Below are 16,119 nucleotides of genomic sequence, written 5' to 3'. Positions count from 1 at the left end.
CGCATTCATAAATTGCCTATAGATTATTTTCATATGATTTATCAAATTTTGATCTGTTCCCGGCGTCTGCATCTTACTATTATCATTGGTTTACTTTTCGTTTTAGCTGTCGGTTGTGGGGATAAAACGATCGACGATTTTAGTGACAGTTCATTTGAGCTCACCAACCAGGATGGTGAAACGGTTATCTTTCCCAAAGATTTTGAAGGTGCGCCCCTGGTTATGGGATTCATATATACAAACTGTCCCGATATTTGTTCATTTATAACGGCAAATGTTCGGAATGTGTATCGACAAATGGAAAATCCGGGAGATGTACAATTTGCACTCGTTACATTTGATCCGCAGCGGGATACGCCTGAAGTTTTAAAAGACTATGCTCAATCCTTTGAAATGGATCACGAGCCTTTTCAGTTCCTCACAGCGGATTCCAGTACAATCACTTCGTTTATGGATCGAATGGGGGTTCGTATCCAGGAATCTTATTCTGAGGAGATGGAAAACGGAGAGCGAATGTATTTTTTAAATCATTCGGATAAAATTTTGCTGATCAATGAAGATTCAGAACTTGTTTTTGATTACGGCGGCAGTATGACTCCCGTAGAAATTATTATTGAAGATTTAAACAAATTATGATCTCTAAATTCACACATCTTTTACTTTCTGCTTTTCTTTTGATCTCAATTTTGTCCTGTACGAGTGAACAACGGCAACAATCCACCGAAGATATAAAACAGTATGAATTACCATCCGACGGTATTGAAGTAGCCGGTGCCTGGGCTCGACCCGGACGCGAGGCCGGAGTCTCTGCCATCTATATGAATATCCTGAATGGATCAGCCCAGGCAGATACGCTGACATCTATCTCATCTCCTGTAGCAGGAATGGCTGAAGTTCATGAAACCTACGAACAGGAAGAGGGCATGATGGGTATGCGTCCTGCTGAAACAGTGGTGCTTCCTGCACGCGGATCGCTTTCACTTAAACCTGGTGGATTACACGTTATGCTGATGCAGTTAAATCGTGAGTTGAAAGAGGGAGACAGTATTGATTTTACGATAGAGTTTGCGAATGGGGCAGAGATGACACTAAGTGCACCTGTTCAGTCGATGAATCGGTAAGTAACTTTTTATGATAGTTTAGTACGTATTTAACGTCATCCTGAGCTTGACTCAGGATCTCCTATTGATGGTAAAGACTGGTGATTCTGAAAAGAAATGAATGAGTATCTATTACCGTCTGCTTTAGCTGACGGATAACAAACAGACAACAACCAAAATCAATTCATCTCAAGGTCTGCTTTTTCTGCGCTGAAACCAACATCTTCATCTTTAGTTTCTGTGAGAGATGCCTCCATTTCTGAACGCAGTTTTTGGATGGAAAGCCCGCTTGAAAGTGCCCCATTTTTTGCAATTGAAATTCGCCCTGTCTCCTCAGAAACAACGACTACAAAAACATTATTCGTCTCACTAATTCCAACCGCAGCCCTGTGTCTTGTTCCAAATACGGATGAAATGTTCGGGTTTTGCGAAATGGGGAGGTAACAGCTTGCCGCAACAATTCGATTGTTCCGAATAATCACAGCCCCGTCATGCAGCGGAGTATCTTTTTGAAAAATAGTTTGAAGGAGAGAAGCATTTACACGTGCATCCAGTTTTACACCCACATCCACCAAATCCTGCATAGATGAAGACCTGGCAAAAACAATCAAAGCGCCGGTTTTGGTTTGTGCCATATTCCGAACGGCATCAATCACTTCTGATATCATATCCGTTGAACCCGTTCTGCTCATAAATCTGTCGAACGAGGTGTTTTGGCCGAGGTTGTACAGTAGTTTTCTAATTTCCGGCTGAAAAATGATAAACACCGCCAAAACCCCCACATCTAAAACACTTCTGAGGAGAAAATTTAGAGTGGTAAAACCAAGTAGTCCTACTCCCGCATTCAAAAGAATAATAAAGAGTAAACCAAGTGCCGCCTGGATTGCAAACGTCCCCCGGATCCACCGGTACAGGTAGTACAAAACAAGGGCTATAACCAGCGTTTCAAGCAGGTCTTTAATGCCAAATTCTATGAATCCAATGGGAATCAACTGCTATGCTTTTTAGTTGTGAGTATTGAGTATTAACAATAATTAAAAAAAGTCTTAATACTTGCTACTCGATACTTATTACTCGCCTTTAAGCGACTCAAATATCTTCACCGAATCAACCGCTTCCTCAACATCGTGAACTCTTAAAATCTTCGCTCCATTCAACAAGCAATGGTAATGTACAGCAAGTGTTCCGGCCAATCTGCCGTCTGCAGGTCGTTCATCCAACAGCTTTCCAATCATCGACTTTCGGGATGCGCCTACTAACAACGGGTAACCTAAGGTAATGAATTTTTTAAGCTCTTTTATGATATCCAAATTGTGTTGCAGCGTTTTTCCAAAACCAATTCCGGGATCTGTGATAATACTTGATACTCCGGCTTGCTCCAATTGTTCAATCCCGCTTCTCAGAAATTCGTAGATATCATGAACCACATTCTCGTATTCAGGATTTTTTTGCATGGTTTGAGGATCGCCCTGGGAGTGCATCAACACATAACCGGCTTGATGGGCTGCACAAAGTTCAGCCAAGCGAGGTTCTTTTTGAAGACCACTAACATCGTTTATGATATGAGCGCCCCGTGCCAGTGACTCTTTTGCAATTTGATACTTGGTTGTATCAATGGAAAAAAATGTATCGGGGAAACTCTTCAGAGCCTCTTCAAGTACCGGAATTACCCTGTTTAATTCTTCCGATTCTGTGACGGGATCGGCGCCGGGACGGGTCGATTCACCGCCAATATCAATAATAGCAGCACCTTCATTTACCATTTGGCCAACGGCATCAATCGCTTTCTGAACAGAATTATATTTTCCTCCGTCAGAAAATGAGTCCGGTGTCACATTAAGAATGCCCATAACCACCGGACTTTCAAGTGAAAGTACTCTGTCTCTTATTGGTAAGAGGTTTGAATGACTGGTCATATTCTCCACATCAAAAACTTCGTCTCTAAGAAGTGAAACTTTTTAACACGAAGATAAAACAGAGTTTAGTCAAACTAAATGGAGAATACCTGCTTTTTTATGAAGACGAAACGTTAGTCCCAGTTTTCTTGCAGAAGATCAAGTTTATCTTCTTTTTCAGCCCATTCATCAGCGTCAGGTAATTCATCTTTGGTTTCGTTGATGACATGATCCTGCCAATTTTCCGCAAGACGCTCATTTAGCTCAATGTAATGTTCCCACTTTTCAGGAACTTCATCGTCTGGATAAATGGCTTCAACCGGACATTCAGGCACACATGCATCACAGTCGATACATTCGAGCGGATCAATGGTAAGAAAGTTTGGTCCTTCATAGAAAGCATCAACAGGACAAACAGCCGCACAATTTGTGTATTTACAATTAATACATGGTTCAGTTACTACGTATGCCATTTAAACAGTGGAATTAAAATTAGACGTTATAAATAAGCTTTTATGGTATTTGAAACAGAGTTAAGATACAATCCAAACAAACAAAAAGCGCTGCATTAAAATAATCTTCAATGTTTACAATGTTAAATCTGATCTGGAAAATTATTTTATTCGATCAATAGTTCCTCAACATCTTCAAATTTTCCATCATTTTCTGAAGGTTCCAACCCAAGTATGCTGCATATCAATTCATAGATATGAACAGACTGAAACGGATTTACAATTTCTCCGCTTTTAAAAGCCGGACCATCTGCTAAAAAGATTGTACGCATTTCGGGTGCCTGGTGATCGTATCCGTGGGCACCTCCACTCACTCCACGTTCTTCAAAATAATTGCGTGATGTAATTGTATAGCCTGCATCTGCAATCATAATAATTTCAGGAATTCTGTAGTGATCCGAAAAGTGATACTGATCCGGTAATTCTTCTTTTTTAAATACTCTGTAATTGTTTTCGTTCTTTTTCAGTGTTTCATAAACACCATCAATTTCACCCTCTTCAGGTTGAATCAAGGCTACGGGTGTCCAGTCAATCAGCTCTACATCATCCAGGTCAATTAGCTCATCCAAAAAAATTACTTTTTCAGATGAAAGCTCTGCCATACCATGATCTGATAGTACAATGAGGTTTATTTTGTCTGTTAAACCCTGAGAGTCCATTCTATCCAGCAGATACCCTAATAGCGAATCAGCTCGTTGAACGGCCAGATCTGTTTCTGGTGAATTCGGACCTGATACGTGACCGGCATGATCAACTAAACTAAAATAGAGTGATCCAAAATCCGCCTGAACAGAACCATTTAGATCCATCCAGGTTACTATACTGTCGATGCGAGCTTTTTCGGGAACGGAGTCGTCATATTGAACCCATTTCGTAGATTGAACTCCGTCAATGGTTGCTTCTGAACCCGGCCAAAAAAATGTGACGGATGTCAGGCCCTGCTTTTCTGCTGTAATCCAAATCGGCTCTCCGCCCCACCAGCGTTCATCGTTGGGAGAATCAACCGGCCCGAAATTAAACTCGGCATTGAGCTTCTCATCGGGAAAACTGTTGGCAATTATTCCATGATTTTCCGCATATAATCCGGTCGCAATGGTATAGTGATTGGGAAATGTTTTTGTGGGAAAGATAGGTACAAGGTATTCAGCTTTTACACCTTCTGATATCAACCGGTCAAAGTTTGGCGTCTCATTTCGTTCGATATATTCGTTCATAAATCCATCGAAGGAGATGAGCAAAACCTTCTGAGCACGACCGGAATTTTCTGATCTGCCTGTTTGATCGCTGCATGATATCAGCAGCAGCCCAGGTAATAACAAATAGAGAATAGCGAGATCTGTTCGTTTCATAAAAAATACTTAAATATTCAGAACAACATCTTTCTTGTTCACTTGAAAAATTACTACAAGGTATAATAAAAAGGCCCTGTAATAGATACAGGGCCTCATATATTATTGATTCGCGACAAAATTTTAGAAGTTGTAACGAACGCTAAATTGCATTTGCCATCGTGAGCTTAAGTCACTAATGCTGTAGAGTCTTTCTTCAGTCACATTTTCAGGATCGAAGTTTACAACCGGCTTACCGATATCAGCAGAACTGAGACCGTATTCCGGATTGTTGTCGATGAATTCCTGAGAAACATATTGCTGGAAGTCGAATGCACGATAGTTATTAAAGCTAACACCTTTTCGAACGCCCCACTCTTCGTTAAGGAAGTTCAGAACGTTAAACATGCTGGCACTAAACTCAACGGACTGACCGCCAAAGGTTTCAATCTGCTGGCTGATTCGAAGATCGAGATAATTTGTCCATGGTTCGCGTGCAGTTCCTCTATCAACGAAGTCTCCTCTGTAATCATCGTCAATTGAATCTTCATTTGTAAGCCATTCATCAAACTCTTCCCAGTTATTACTAGTCAAAACTATTTCATCTTCATATTGAGGCACATAGATTAAGTCGTTATCAAATCGACCGTCGCCGTTTGCATCGCCATTGTATATCCAGCTATATGGAGTTCCTGACCGGCCATCATATATCAGCGAGATGGTTGTAGCTAATCGATCTAACCAAGAGAACTGGTATGAAACAACACCCAGAATTCTGTGTCTTCTTTCAAAGTCGGCTGTTCCGGGTTTAGGATTGTTTACATCTACATTCTCATTAAACTGCCAGTTAGAGATCGCACGACTTGAAGTCCCGTTATTAACGGTTACTGCCCTGTTATATGTATATGACAGGTTCGTACTCAAGCCCATATCAAATTGCTTCTCAAGAGTACCGGTAATGCTGTACTGGTAAGCATCATTTGAATTTTTCAGCAGAAGTGCATTGGTAAAGTTCTCATTTCTTCTTGATGGCACACCTGAGGCATTACCAAATCTTTCATTGAAAAAGATATCTCCGTAAATAGGACGGCCGTACGCTGATTCTCCCTGCTGAACAATATTCAGGTTTTCAAATACAACATCGTTAATACCAGCAGAATAAACTCCTTCAAGTGTACCAATAAAGCCAAGCGGTAATTGTTGATCTATTGCAAGATTTACCTTGAGAGATTGTGGGTATTTAAAATCATCAGATATTAGGTTGATCTCTGATGTATTTTGTCCCTCCAGTGCAGAACCTGCGTCTAAAGGACTTGGCTGATTGTCGGGGTCCGGAGAGAATCGAAGATCATCCGGTACTCTTGAGCTGCTTACGTCAACACGTCCGTAGTCAACACCAGTGTTGCTATACTGGTTTGAGATCCATACAAACGGCGGTGTTCCTGAAAAGATACCTGCACCACCACGAAGCTGTGTGGTTCGTTCACCTCCACTGAGATCCCAGTTAAATCCAAATCGGGGTGACCACAGAATATTTCCACTGGCTACGCTATCGGTAGAGTAACCCGGGAAAGCATCCGGCACAATTGGGTTGGCTGTTGGATCATCAGGAAGAACAGGAATATCTACCCGCAAACCATAGGTAATTTTTAAATCCGGGTTGATTGTCCATTTATCCTGTACGTAGAGTCCAAATTGCATTCCTGTAAAGTTCGCCGTTGGGCTGCCGCCTGGCAGTAAATAGCTATACCGGTACTGGTAAGGAGTTCCCGCTTCAAGATCATCAATACTTCTAAAAACGTAGCTTCCAAAAGCATCTTGTACAAATGTATTATCGAACGTAAAAATTTGATTATTAGTACCAAACGTAAACTCATGGTTACCACGAATGTAAGTCAGGTTATTTGTAACCTCAATCAGATCCTGATCCAGTGAGTTTGCTTGTGAGAATCTGTCGATTCCTGCAAAGATGGAACCAAAACCACTTTGTGTTTCAAAAGGCAAGCTAACTTCTACTTCAGGAAATCGTTGAGCAACAACATCTCGTGAGTCACGAATTCGTGTATACACAACTCGAGCTTCATTATAGACATTATTTCCAAGTGTACTGGTTAACTGAGCTACAAATGAGTCCTGATTACTATTGAAGTTGTATTGTCGATTACTGTAGCTGTATTCATCGGTTCCACGTCCAATACCTTCTTCATCTATAGCATCAACGTGATTGTAACGGAAAGTTAATTTGTTAGCCTGATTAATGTTCCAGTCAAGCTTTGCAAGCACTTTATTATTGTCCTGATCTACATCAAGAGGCGAAGTATAACCTCCGGTGTTGTAACCATACTCACTTTGGAAAACATTGCTGATCTCATCAAAAGTAGATGCTGAAAAATCGATCGTATTTGGAGCACCACTTCCGGAAATACCCGCAGTAATTGGCTGTGTTTCTCTTCTGAATTCAGCATTTACAAAAAAGAAAAGTTTATCCTGGATGATGGGGCCACCAACATTCAATCCGATATATCTTTCAGAAAATTCCGGAAAGTCGTTGGCTGTATCTCCATCCTCACCAATATAGGTTCCTACAAGAGATTCATTTCTGGTTTGGAAATAGACGGAACCTTCGTAAGTGTTTGTACCGCTCTTGGTAATTGCATTTACCTGGCCACCTGTAAAACCGTTGTTTGTAACATCAAATGGAGCGATGTCTACATTAAATTCGGCAATGGCATCTATACTCAAAGGGGATGATACACCTGCTTGTGATCCGGGAGTTGCATCACCAAGTCCAAAAACATCATTTAAAGTGGCACCATCAACAAGAATATTGTTGTATCGATCATTCGCACCACCAAAACTATTCCCGCTCGTTACCTGTGGTGTTAACCGGGTAAAGTCACTAAGGGACCTCGATACTGTTGGTGTTCGTGAAATTTCTTGTGTTGAAATGTTTTTACTGGCACCTGTTCGATCTGAGTTGAAGATTTGATCAGGAACGGCAACCACTGAAATTTGACCTAACTCAAGAGAACCCTCTTCAAGTTGAAAGTTCAGGGTAACCCTCTCTCCAAGTTCAATATTTCGTATTTCTTTTATCTGCGGATTAAATCCAATGAAAGTGACCCGTACCTCGTAAGGACCACCAACACGAACATTCCTGATGGTATATCCGCCATCTGCCCGACTCGATGTTCCATATTCACTACCTGTCGGCTGATGAACCGCAATAATATTTGCACCCGGCAAAGATTCTCCGGCCTCGTCCGTAATGGTACCTTCAATAGACCCCGATGTTGTGCCCTGCGCAAATAGCGCCACTGGGAGTAATACCAGGGATAGTATCAATAGTATTTGACGTGTCATAGAGTTGTATTTTAGCTTTGATTTTTTTGTGTTCATATACTTTCTGAGTATAAGAAGCCAATGTTAACGGGTTGTTAACTTGGCATAAAAATTAACGAATTTTTACCAGTATTTGAATTTGTAGGAGGGCAAATCAGCCAATAAAATGTGGAAGCGTTTTTATTTTAAAAAACGATCTTCTCCCTGGCTTTGAGCAGAAGGCACTGGGGCACGAAATAATCAGAAATTTCAATCTATAAACTCATTATATACATGGACTAATGTCTCCTGAGGCGCCCCAAAATAGTAGAATAGCACAATCAGAAAAAAGACCGCTTGCAGGCGAAAAATCCCATTTATCTTATATCTTCTTGCCGAGGTAGTAACAGTAGCATCCGCCAAACAAAAACGACTCATCTTTTTTAGCTCCCGAACAATCTTTTGATCCTCCATCACTATCATCGACTCGTCAAATCCTCTAACCTGTTGAAAGAGAGTTTTTTCAACAAATAAGCTTTGATCACCAAACCGGAAAAGGGTCCACTTAAATCGGGTGCACCATCCGTAAAATTTCAGAATGGGATGAGGATCATCGAATGTAAGCCGAAAGCACCCGGACCTGCATCCCTCCCGGAAAGATCTCTTGATAGATTCGACAAAATTTTTTGGCGGAAATGTATCAGCATGCAGAAAATAGAGAATAGACCCTTTTGAATGTTCAGCTCCTCTATTCATCTGAGGTGCACGCCCCTTTTTTGAGCAATGAAGTACCTTCGCTCCTGATTTTTTAGCTATTTGTACCGTTCTGTCGTTACTGCCTCCATCCGCAACAATAATTTCATGAGGCGTTTCCGCACAACATTGTCCAATATACTCCAACAGTTCACCGATTCTCTCCTGTTCGTTATATGTTGGAATGATAATACTGATGAAAGGATGTCTCATTCAAAATCACTCTTTCGTAAATCTTCTTCTGTATCAATATCGTTTAGTGTGGAAAGCAGTCTGTAATCTTTATCCGCTTTTTTCAACACAGTCTTTGTCTCAGACAATACCTGTTCTGTACTCCACGATATGTCGTTAAAAATTCCGGGAACCAGTTCACTCATTCCTAAAAGATAATACCCGCCATCTTTTGAGGGACCAATTACCACTTCTTTTTGATCCAGCCCGGTAAATGCACCTTCAATAATTTGTGGTGTTATTCCAGGACAATCACTCCCGATGATGACAATTTTTTTGAAGCCATCCTCGAAGCCCTGTTGAAAAGCGTTTAACATTCTTCTGCCAAGGTTATCGCCCTTTTGAAGTTTTTTTTCAAAAGAAACTCTGGAGCCGTCTGACCGCTTTCCTAAAAAACGATCCGATTCATCTATAAACGAAGAATACCAGACCTGTTTTTTTGCGTTCACTTTCCGGGCTACATCTATTGTATAATCCAACAACTTCAGGTAGGTTTGATAGGCTTTATCATCGCCAACTGTTTTGGCCAGCCTGGTTTTTACTTTCCCCTTCTCGGGATTCTTCACAAAGACCAGAAGAAGTTTTTTATCCTTCACAAATAATGTTTTTTAGTGATATTTAACGCATGACAAACTACCAAAATGATTCATACTATTTTTCACAAATCTGAAACTTTTCATAACATCTGCTGTTAGTAGTTTGTTAATTATTGCTCAATAAAAGCCCACTGTTTTACAATGATTGATTCAACATATTTGAAAAAAGCCCTCTTAGCTGCTCTGGTTTTCTTTGCAGTCTCAACTCTGAATGAAGCACAAGCTCAGTACCGTTCCGGCAGTACAGAACTCGGAGTCGTGCTGGGTGAACCGACCGGCGTAAGCATTCAGGTTTGGCAATCGGGCACAAGAGCTATTGATGGTGCTCTTGCATGGTCGTTTGGCAGAGATGATAAAATTCACGTGCACGCTGATTATCTGAAACACGATCAGCTTAGTGTAGATCGTGGATCGCTGACATTTTTTTATGGCATTGGAGCCCGGGCCATTTTAGCGGATGATGCAAGATTTGGTCCGCGTTTCCCGATTGGCCTGCACTATGTAATACCGGACAGCCGTTTTAGCCTGTTTTTTGAAGTCGCCCCGATCTTCGATCTCGTCCCCGCCACAGATTTCGATGTGAATGGCGGCATTGGGGTTCGGTACTTTTTGTAGGGAGCTTTACAGATCCTTTCCGTCTGCACGCTGATTTTGCGGGCTGACGGATTTTAGCACTATTTTCAGACTCCACTAATGGAAAACCCAGCCGTCTGCCGGGTACCCCAAAACTTCTCTTAAATTGAATCACCAAGCTCACGGAATTCATAAATTTGGATTGAATTCAGTTTTTCCGAACTTTCTGTTCACGTTTTTGTTTTAATTTGAAATCAAACGATATTTGAATGATCCAGGAATATCTCAATTCAGTTGATAAATTTATCATCATCGGCGACCGGGTTCTCATCAAGCCGCGTGATATGGAAACCCGCACTAAAAGCGGACTTGTTCTTCCCGCTACAGTGAAAGAAAAGGAGGAGATTCAGAGCGGGTACATTATAAAGACCGGGCCCGGTTATCCTATTCCCTCGCAGGAAATTGATGAACCGTGGAAAGATCAAACCTCTGATCCCAAATATATTGGCATGCAAGCAGAAGAAGGCGACTTAGCGATCTTCCTGAAGAGCCGCGCTCATGAAATTGAATTTGAAAATGAAAAGTTTCTCATCGTTCCGCATGCATCCATTCTCTTATTGATTCGCGACGATCACCAACTCGAATAAAATCCAACTTACTTATGAAACGTGTTGATTTCTTAAAACAGATTGCACTGCTCTCGGCTGGTTCAGCTTTCTTGCCAAAACTGAAACTTTTCCAGGACTCTAATTTTACTGAACTCAGAAACGGGGTCGGAATTTTTACGATGCAGGGCGGAACCATCGGCTGGTTTACAACAGATGATGCGATTATAGCCATTGATTCTCAATACCCTGATCCTGCTACCAATTTTATTAATGGCATTTCAAATTTTGGCGGCGGACCGGAAAAAGTGCTGTTTAACACTCATCATCATGGAGATCACACAGGCGGAAATCCGGTTTTTGCTGAAAATGGATATCAAATCATCGGGCATACAAATGTTCCTGATCTTCAGCGCATGTCTGCACAGGATTCAGAAAATCAACCTACAGTTCCGAATACCACCTTTGATGAACGGTACGAATTAGACCTGGGGAATGAAACGATTCACGCCAAACACTATGGACCCGGACACACGGGCGGCGATTCTGTGATCTGGTTTGAAAATGCAAATATCGCCCACATGGGAGATCTGATATTCAATCGTCTCTATCCTTTCATCGATCGCGGCGGCGGGGCATTGATTGCCAATTGGATCACCACACTTGAGGAAGTTGTGTCTGAGGCGGCTTCCGATACTCAATTTATTTTTGGTCACGCAAACCCTGAGTTTGGTGTTACCGGAACCAGTGATGATTTGATGCATATGCGGGATTTCCTGTCTCACCTGATGGAATACACACGCCGGGGAATTGCTGAAGGAAAAAGTAAAGAAGAGTTGATGGACATTGAGTCTTTTGACCAGTTCCCGGGTCACATCAGTCCCAGCGATTTTCTGTCACTCTCAAGAAATGTAGATGTAGCCTATCGTGAGCTTACCGAAGAGGAATAAGGAAAGATCAGACGCAGAGACTGAGATGGCGCAAACGTCCTCGTTTGTGCCCCGGTCTACCAAGCACGAGCGAGTCAACTACGCTAAAGCTTCGTTGACAGGGGACGCTCGCGCTATCTCCACCTCCAATGACCAACGAAGATGCATTTACTGCGGACAGCCTGCACCGTTAGTTTGGGTTCACGGCCACGGACAGTGCGCTTCATGCGGAATTAATATTGAGGAGTGTTGCCGCGGAGAGAGTTGCGATTTTGAGCAGTAGGTAGTAGATCGTTGTAAGTAGATCGTTAGGGCTTAGCCGACTGACCGCTTGAAGCGGGTATCTGTTTAGCGTCCTGGCAGAGTGCGATAGCTCCTGCCAGAGTCGCGTGGATCGGTTTTCGAGGGGAATACCTTATCCCACAACTCTGACAGGAACCGAAAAGCACGGTGCTCTGTCAGGTTGTTTGACTCAAACCGCTAAACATGTACTGAAGGGGTCTGACGGCTGGAAATCGATGCAACAAACAACTGACAACAGACTACAAACAACAACGACTCTCGTTGTTAATTAACAGGCTAACTTCGTATCATCTATAGACCTCAGTTCGATTCTAAAAATCAATAAAAGAGGCTCCCCTCCTTGGAAAAGGAGGGGACTTTTGAGGAACTTTGATACAGATTAAGAATCGAACTCAGGTTATAGACATACAAGATTTCTTTTTTATGGAGCAAAAAACTGTCTTAGTAGCATTTGGAGGCGCTTCACCGGAGCATGAGGTCTCTGTAATTACAGCTCATCAAGCTATCGCTGCCCTCGAAGAATCAAAGTATCAAATCAGCCCGCTGTACATAACAAAAAACGGGCGGTGGCTAACCGGGGAAGATCTGCTGGATCTGAAAAATTTTGAGGATCTGAAAAAGCTTGAAAACAGCTGTACACCCTGTACATTTAGTCAGAATGAGTTTGGGCAGCCTGTACTTCAAGAACAAAAAACCGGCTTTTTCTCAAAACAGAAACGCACTCCAATCTATGCTGTGTTAGATGCTTTTCACGGCTCAAAAGGAGAAAACGGAGCTTTCCAGGGAGCGTGTGAAATGTTCAATATCCCCTGTACCGGCAGCGGGGTGATGGGCTCTTCCATAGGGATGGATAAAGTGATGGCAAAAACAATCTGCCGCGCTCATGATATCCCGGTTGTGGATGGTGTTGATTTCGTAGAACAGGAGTGGATTGAGGATCAGCCAGCCCTCATCAAAAATATTGAATCGCTCAAATATCCCGTCATTGTAAAACCGGTCCACCTGGGGAGCAGTATTGGCGTTGAAGTAGTGAATAACCAGGAATCGTTGGTTCATGCAGTAGAAACAGCTTTTAAATATGACAATCACCTGCTGGTAGAAAAAGTGGTCACTCCCCTGATGGAGATTAACTGCTCGGTTTTAGGGTCTTCCAGGGAACAGCGAACCAGTGTTTGCGAGCGCCCGCTTGGCAAAGAGGAACTGCTCTCCTTCCAGGACAAATATATGAATGACCAGGAGGCGAAAGGAATGGCTTCGGCTGATCGCGAAATACCGGCAAATATTCCAAATGAGCTGGCCAAGTCAATTCAGAAAACTTCTGTTGATGTTTTTAAACTACTTGCTTGCAGCGGGCTGGCCCGGCTGGATTTTTTGGTAAATGAAGAAACGGGTCAATATTATTTTAACGAAATTAACACCATACCGGGTTCTTTTTCGTTCTATCTTTGGAAAGAATCAGACATAACATTCAAAGATCTCTTATTTGAACTTATTGAGATTGCCGTGGAAGAGCAGAACCAAAAAGCCCGGCGAATACAGAGCTACGATACAAACTTATTGAGTCAAAAAGCTGTTAAGGGGATCAAAGGATTAAAAACCAATAAATAGATGAAACAGAACTCCTTACGAAATTTTGCCCTCTTCATTTTATTATTAACTGTAGCCTATGCGTGCAGCTCATCAGAATCTACGGTGGTGGTTGTAGAAGATGAACCTGCCACTAAAGAGGCAGCCCGGCAAGACACAGTTGCTGAAGAATTTACTCAATTAAATATCGGGTTGATTGATTCGGTAACGAATTTTGATCCGCTATTTGCAGAAAATCTCAGTACGCAGAGAACACTAAATCTTATCTATGACGGCTTATTTACGCTGGATCGACAGGGAAATCCCATTCCTGATATCGTAAGCAGTGTGGAGATTTCTGAAGACAGCCTTGAATATGTTTTCACGCTCAAACAAAATAAATATTTCCACAACAGCTCCATCTTTAACTCCGGAATTGGACGAAGGGTAAATGCCTCGGACATTAAAAATGCTTTTGAGCGAACAGCCCGGTTAACCGTCCCCGATCACGCTGCGCAGTTGCTGATGGGTATTCGTGGTTTTAGAAACTATTATCTCGAACAGCGAGCTGTTTACGATCCCAATCAACGTGTACTGCAAGAGGTTGCCGGAATTCAGGTAATTGACAGTCAAACCCTGGGCATTGTTTTAGAAGAGAAAGATCCCCAATTTCTTACGAAGCTTGCATCGCCATATTTGTTGATCTATCCCCAGGAGGCTATTCGTGGAAACAGTTCAATCCTGGCTGATCGGCCCATTGGCACAGGTTCCTATCAGTTCAACCGGGTTGACAACAACGGGCAAATTGTGTTGATGCGCCGAGATAACGGCAATGATCAGCAAAATCCGCTCATAAACCGAATCAACCTGCAAAGCTTTTCCGATGAAGTGGAGCTGTTCCAGGAGTTTACCACAAATGAAACTGACTGGATTCCAGAAATTGGACCAGAAATATCAACCCAAATTTTAACAGAGAACGGTGATCTTCAGTCTTCTTATGAATCAGATTTTAAACTTGTACAACATAACGCATCCCGAATAGCAGCATTTTACCTGAATGAAGAAGCCGGGGTGAATCATGATTGGTTAATTAACCGCCTGGCCTATCTTACGGAAGAGGACATTTCCACACGCGGAGAATTGGTTTTAAACGTGGATGAATTTGAAATCACCGAAGAGGCCGAACCGCTTGAACGTTATTTTGTCAGCTACACTGAAGATGCACTAACCCGGCGAATTTTAACAGAATTGCATAACACTATTTTTATGCCCAATTCATCACTGGTTCTTTTTGATATTCGGGTGCCAACTGAACAAACCTCCATCTATACTCATAACAGCAGTTCGCTGCATCACAATATTAAACCCATCGATACAGATTATTGGATGCAGATGGAAACAGACATCCTGGGAGTTTATAAAGATCGGGTCAGCGGTATCGAACCAACAACCATACCCTGGCTACTGCATATTGACCAAGTAAGGGTACAAAATACTGAAACAAGCACTGAATGAATTTTTGCATCGTAGCAAATCCCGAAAAGTATTCTATTCAAGATCCTCTGGAAAGAGTGATAAAATGGTGCCAGGCACACGGAACGGATATATTTATCGCCCAACAAATCAAAAACCAATTCCCTGAAATTGTAACTGGAGATACTATTTCTGTGGTAGAAAATGAGCAAAAAGCGGTGCAATCTGCTGATGTTATCGTTGCGATGGGTGGAGACGGAACGATGCTCCATACTGCTCATCTCATGAAAGAGATTAAAAAACCGGTACTGGGTATTAATACAGGAAAGCTTGGTTTTATGGCCAACATTCAGCCCTCTCAAATTGAGGAGGCTCTTCAATGCGTAATCAAGGAGGAGTACCGTCTCGATAAGCGGCAGATGCTGAAGGCAAAAACCGAAAATAACGATCCGTTCTACGCTCTCAATGAGTTCCTGTTTTCGAGAAAGGATACCTCATCAATGATTAAACTGGAAGTTGAGTACGATGGTTCTCTGATTAATCATTACTGGGCAGATGGGTTGATAATAAGTTCACCTACAGGTTCAACGGCTTACAATCTTTCGGCCGGCGGGCCCATTGTTCTGCCCAATACACCTGTTATGGTCCTCACACCCATCAATCCGCATACCTTAACTACGCGGCCACTTGTACTGCCAAATAATCGTCCGCTTACGGTGCGAAGTGTGGGCAGATCCGAACATATTTTATTTTCTTATGATGGAATTGTACAACCCCATAACAGTAAACTTGACATCGAAATAATTCAGAGCGATTTTTCAGTAGATCTTATACAATTGCCAGACCAAAACTATTTTGAAACATTGCGAAATAAACTGATGTGGGGCTACGACAAACGAAAAGATTAACTAACAGTTTTGGAATTCATTCAATG

15 protein-coding genes are annotated in these 16,119 nt (G+C 42.1%); 8 read left to right on the top strand and 7 right to left on the bottom strand.

The window, feature by feature from the left end; genetic code table 11:
- Positions 1-33: 33 nt before the first annotated feature.
- Together U5K72_14955 and U5K72_14950 are read left to right on the top strand one after the other, a co-directional pair.
- Complete coding sequence (locus U5K72_14955; GenBank protein MDZ7720112.1) at positions 34-636, top strand: SCO family protein; 603 nt, start codon at positions 34-36, stop codon at positions 634-636.
- A complete protein-coding gene (locus U5K72_14950; GenBank protein ID MDZ7720111.1) occupies positions 633-1,121 on the top strand; it encodes a copper chaperone PCu(A)C in 489 nt (162 codons plus the stop codon). Before U5K72_14955 ends, U5K72_14950 begins: the two co-directional genes overlap by 4 nt.
- Before the next feature lie 158 nt (positions 1,122-1,279).
- Here the strand turns inward: U5K72_14950 and cdaA are convergent, their stop codons facing one another.
- The 7 genes from cdaA to U5K72_14915 form a co-directional block, all read right to left on the bottom strand.
- Positions 1,280-2,092, bottom strand: a complete 813-nt coding sequence (gene cdaA / locus U5K72_14945) for a diadenylate cyclase CdaA (GenBank protein MDZ7720110.1) — start codon at positions 2,090-2,092, stop codon at positions 1,280-1,282.
- A 78-nt stretch (positions 2,093-2,170) separates the two neighbouring features.
- A complete protein-coding gene (gene folP / locus U5K72_14940) occupies positions 2,171-2,950 on the bottom strand; it encodes a dihydropteroate synthase (protein MDZ7720109.1) in 780 nt (259 codons plus the stop codon).
- A 179-nt stretch (positions 2,951-3,129) separates the two neighbouring features.
- Positions 3,130-3,468 (bottom strand): ferredoxin FdxA, encoded by a 339-nt coding sequence (gene fdxA / locus U5K72_14935; protein MDZ7720108.1) that lies wholly within the window; start codon positions 3,466-3,468, stop codon positions 3,130-3,132.
- Positions 3,469-3,614: 146 nt separating this feature from the next.
- Complete coding sequence (locus U5K72_14930) at positions 3,615-4,856, bottom strand: ectonucleotide pyrophosphatase/phosphodiesterase (GenBank protein ID MDZ7720107.1); 1,242 nt, start codon at positions 4,854-4,856, stop codon at positions 3,615-3,617.
- A 123-nt stretch (positions 4,857-4,979) separates the two neighbouring features.
- The gene (locus tag U5K72_14925) at positions 4,980-8,198 is read right to left on the bottom strand and encodes a carboxypeptidase regulatory-like domain-containing protein (GenBank protein MDZ7720106.1); all 3,219 of its coding nucleotides are present in this window, start codon (positions 8,196-8,198) and stop codon (positions 4,980-4,982) included.
- A gap of 228 nt (positions 8,199-8,426) precedes the next feature.
- Positions 8,427-9,122 carry a TIGR04283 family arsenosugar biosynthesis glycosyltransferase gene (locus U5K72_14920; GenBank protein MDZ7720105.1) on the bottom strand — a complete coding sequence of 232 codons (696 nt, stop codon included), beginning with the start codon at positions 9,120-9,122 and terminating at the stop codon, positions 8,427-8,429.
- Entirely contained in the window at positions 9,119-9,736 is a 618-nt protein-coding gene (locus U5K72_14915; protein MDZ7720104.1) for a TIGR04282 family arsenosugar biosynthesis glycosyltransferase, read from the bottom strand. Before U5K72_14915 ends, U5K72_14920 begins: the two co-directional genes overlap by 4 nt.
- A 141-nt stretch (positions 9,737-9,877) precedes the next feature.
- On the opposite strand from U5K72_14915, the gene U5K72_14910 reads away from it, so the two are divergent.
- The 6 genes from U5K72_14910 to U5K72_14885 all read left to right on the top strand — a co-directional run bounded on the left by U5K72_14910 (position 9,878) and on the right by U5K72_14885 (position 16,093).
- The gene (locus U5K72_14910; GenBank protein ID MDZ7720103.1) at positions 9,878-10,351 is read left to right on the top strand and encodes a hypothetical protein; all 474 of its coding nucleotides are present in this window, start codon (positions 9,878-9,880) and stop codon (positions 10,349-10,351) included.
- Positions 10,352-10,578: 227 nt separating this feature from the next.
- Positions 10,579-10,956 carry a co-chaperone GroES family protein gene (locus U5K72_14905; protein ID MDZ7720102.1) on the top strand — a complete coding sequence of 126 codons (378 nt, stop codon included), beginning with the start codon at positions 10,579-10,581 and terminating at the stop codon, positions 10,954-10,956.
- 14 nt (positions 10,957-10,970) lie between these two features.
- Positions 10,971-11,864 (top strand): MBL fold metallo-hydrolase, encoded by an 894-nt coding sequence (locus U5K72_14900; GenBank protein MDZ7720101.1) that lies wholly within the window; start codon positions 10,971-10,973, stop codon positions 11,862-11,864.
- A 705-nt stretch (positions 11,865-12,569) separates the two neighbouring features.
- Positions 12,570-13,754 (top strand): D-alanine--D-alanine ligase family protein, encoded by a 1,185-nt coding sequence (locus U5K72_14895; GenBank protein MDZ7720100.1) that lies wholly within the window; start codon positions 12,570-12,572, stop codon positions 13,752-13,754.
- Positions 13,755-15,227 carry an ABC transporter substrate-binding protein gene (locus U5K72_14890; GenBank protein MDZ7720099.1) on the top strand — a complete coding sequence of 491 codons (1,473 nt, stop codon included), beginning with the start codon at positions 13,755-13,757 and terminating at the stop codon, positions 15,225-15,227.
- Complete coding sequence (locus U5K72_14885) at positions 15,224-16,093, top strand: NAD(+)/NADH kinase (protein MDZ7720098.1); 870 nt, start codon at positions 15,224-15,226, stop codon at positions 16,091-16,093. Before U5K72_14890 ends, U5K72_14885 begins: the two co-directional genes overlap by 4 nt.
- The last annotated feature ends 26 nt before the right edge of the window (positions 16,094-16,119 follow it).

The organism is Balneolaceae bacterium, assembly GCA_034521495.1.
In the GTDB taxonomy this organism is placed as follows: Bacteria; Bacteroidota; Rhodothermia; order Balneolales; family Balneolaceae; genus Rhodohalobacter.
This window is presented reverse-complemented; position numbering and strand designations above follow the sequence as displayed.

Coding starts and splice junctions, on each gene's coding strand:
- U5K72_14930 (MDZ7720107.1), bottom strand. CDS start 4,856: ATGAAACGAACAGATCTCGCTATTCTCTATTTGTTATTACCTGGGCTG.
- U5K72_14925 (MDZ7720106.1), bottom strand. CDS start 8,198: ATGACACGTCAAATACTATTGATACTATCCCTGGTATTACTCCCAGTG.
- U5K72_14910 (MDZ7720103.1), top strand. CDS start 9,878: ATGATTGATTCAACATATTTGAAAAAAGCCCTCTTAGCTGCTCTGGTT.
- folP (MDZ7720109.1), bottom strand. CDS start 2,950: ATGGGCATTCTTAATGTGACACCGGACTCATTTTCTGACGGAGGAAAA.
- U5K72_14920 (MDZ7720105.1), bottom strand. CDS start 9,122: ATGAGACATCCTTTCATCAGTATTATCATTCCAACATATAACGAACAG.
- U5K72_14890 (MDZ7720099.1), top strand. CDS start 13,755: ATGAAACAGAACTCCTTACGAAATTTTGCCCTCTTCATTTTATTATTA.
- U5K72_14885 (MDZ7720098.1), top strand. CDS start 15,224: ATGAATTTTTGCATCGTAGCAAATCCCGAAAAGTATTCTATTCAAGAT.
- U5K72_14950 (MDZ7720111.1), top strand. CDS start 633: ATGATCTCTAAATTCACACATCTTTTACTTTCTGCTTTTCTTTTGATC.
- U5K72_14955 (MDZ7720112.1), top strand. CDS start 34: ATGATTTATCAAATTTTGATCTGTTCCCGGCGTCTGCATCTTACTATT.
- U5K72_14895 (MDZ7720100.1), top strand. CDS start 12,570: ATGGAGCAAAAAACTGTCTTAGTAGCATTTGGAGGCGCTTCACCGGAG.
- fdxA (MDZ7720108.1), bottom strand. CDS start 3,468: ATGGCATACGTAGTAACTGAACCATGTATTAATTGTAAATACACAAAT.
- U5K72_14905 (MDZ7720102.1), top strand. CDS start 10,579: ATGATCCAGGAATATCTCAATTCAGTTGATAAATTTATCATCATCGGC.
- U5K72_14900 (MDZ7720101.1), top strand. CDS start 10,971: ATGAAACGTGTTGATTTCTTAAAACAGATTGCACTGCTCTCGGCTGGT.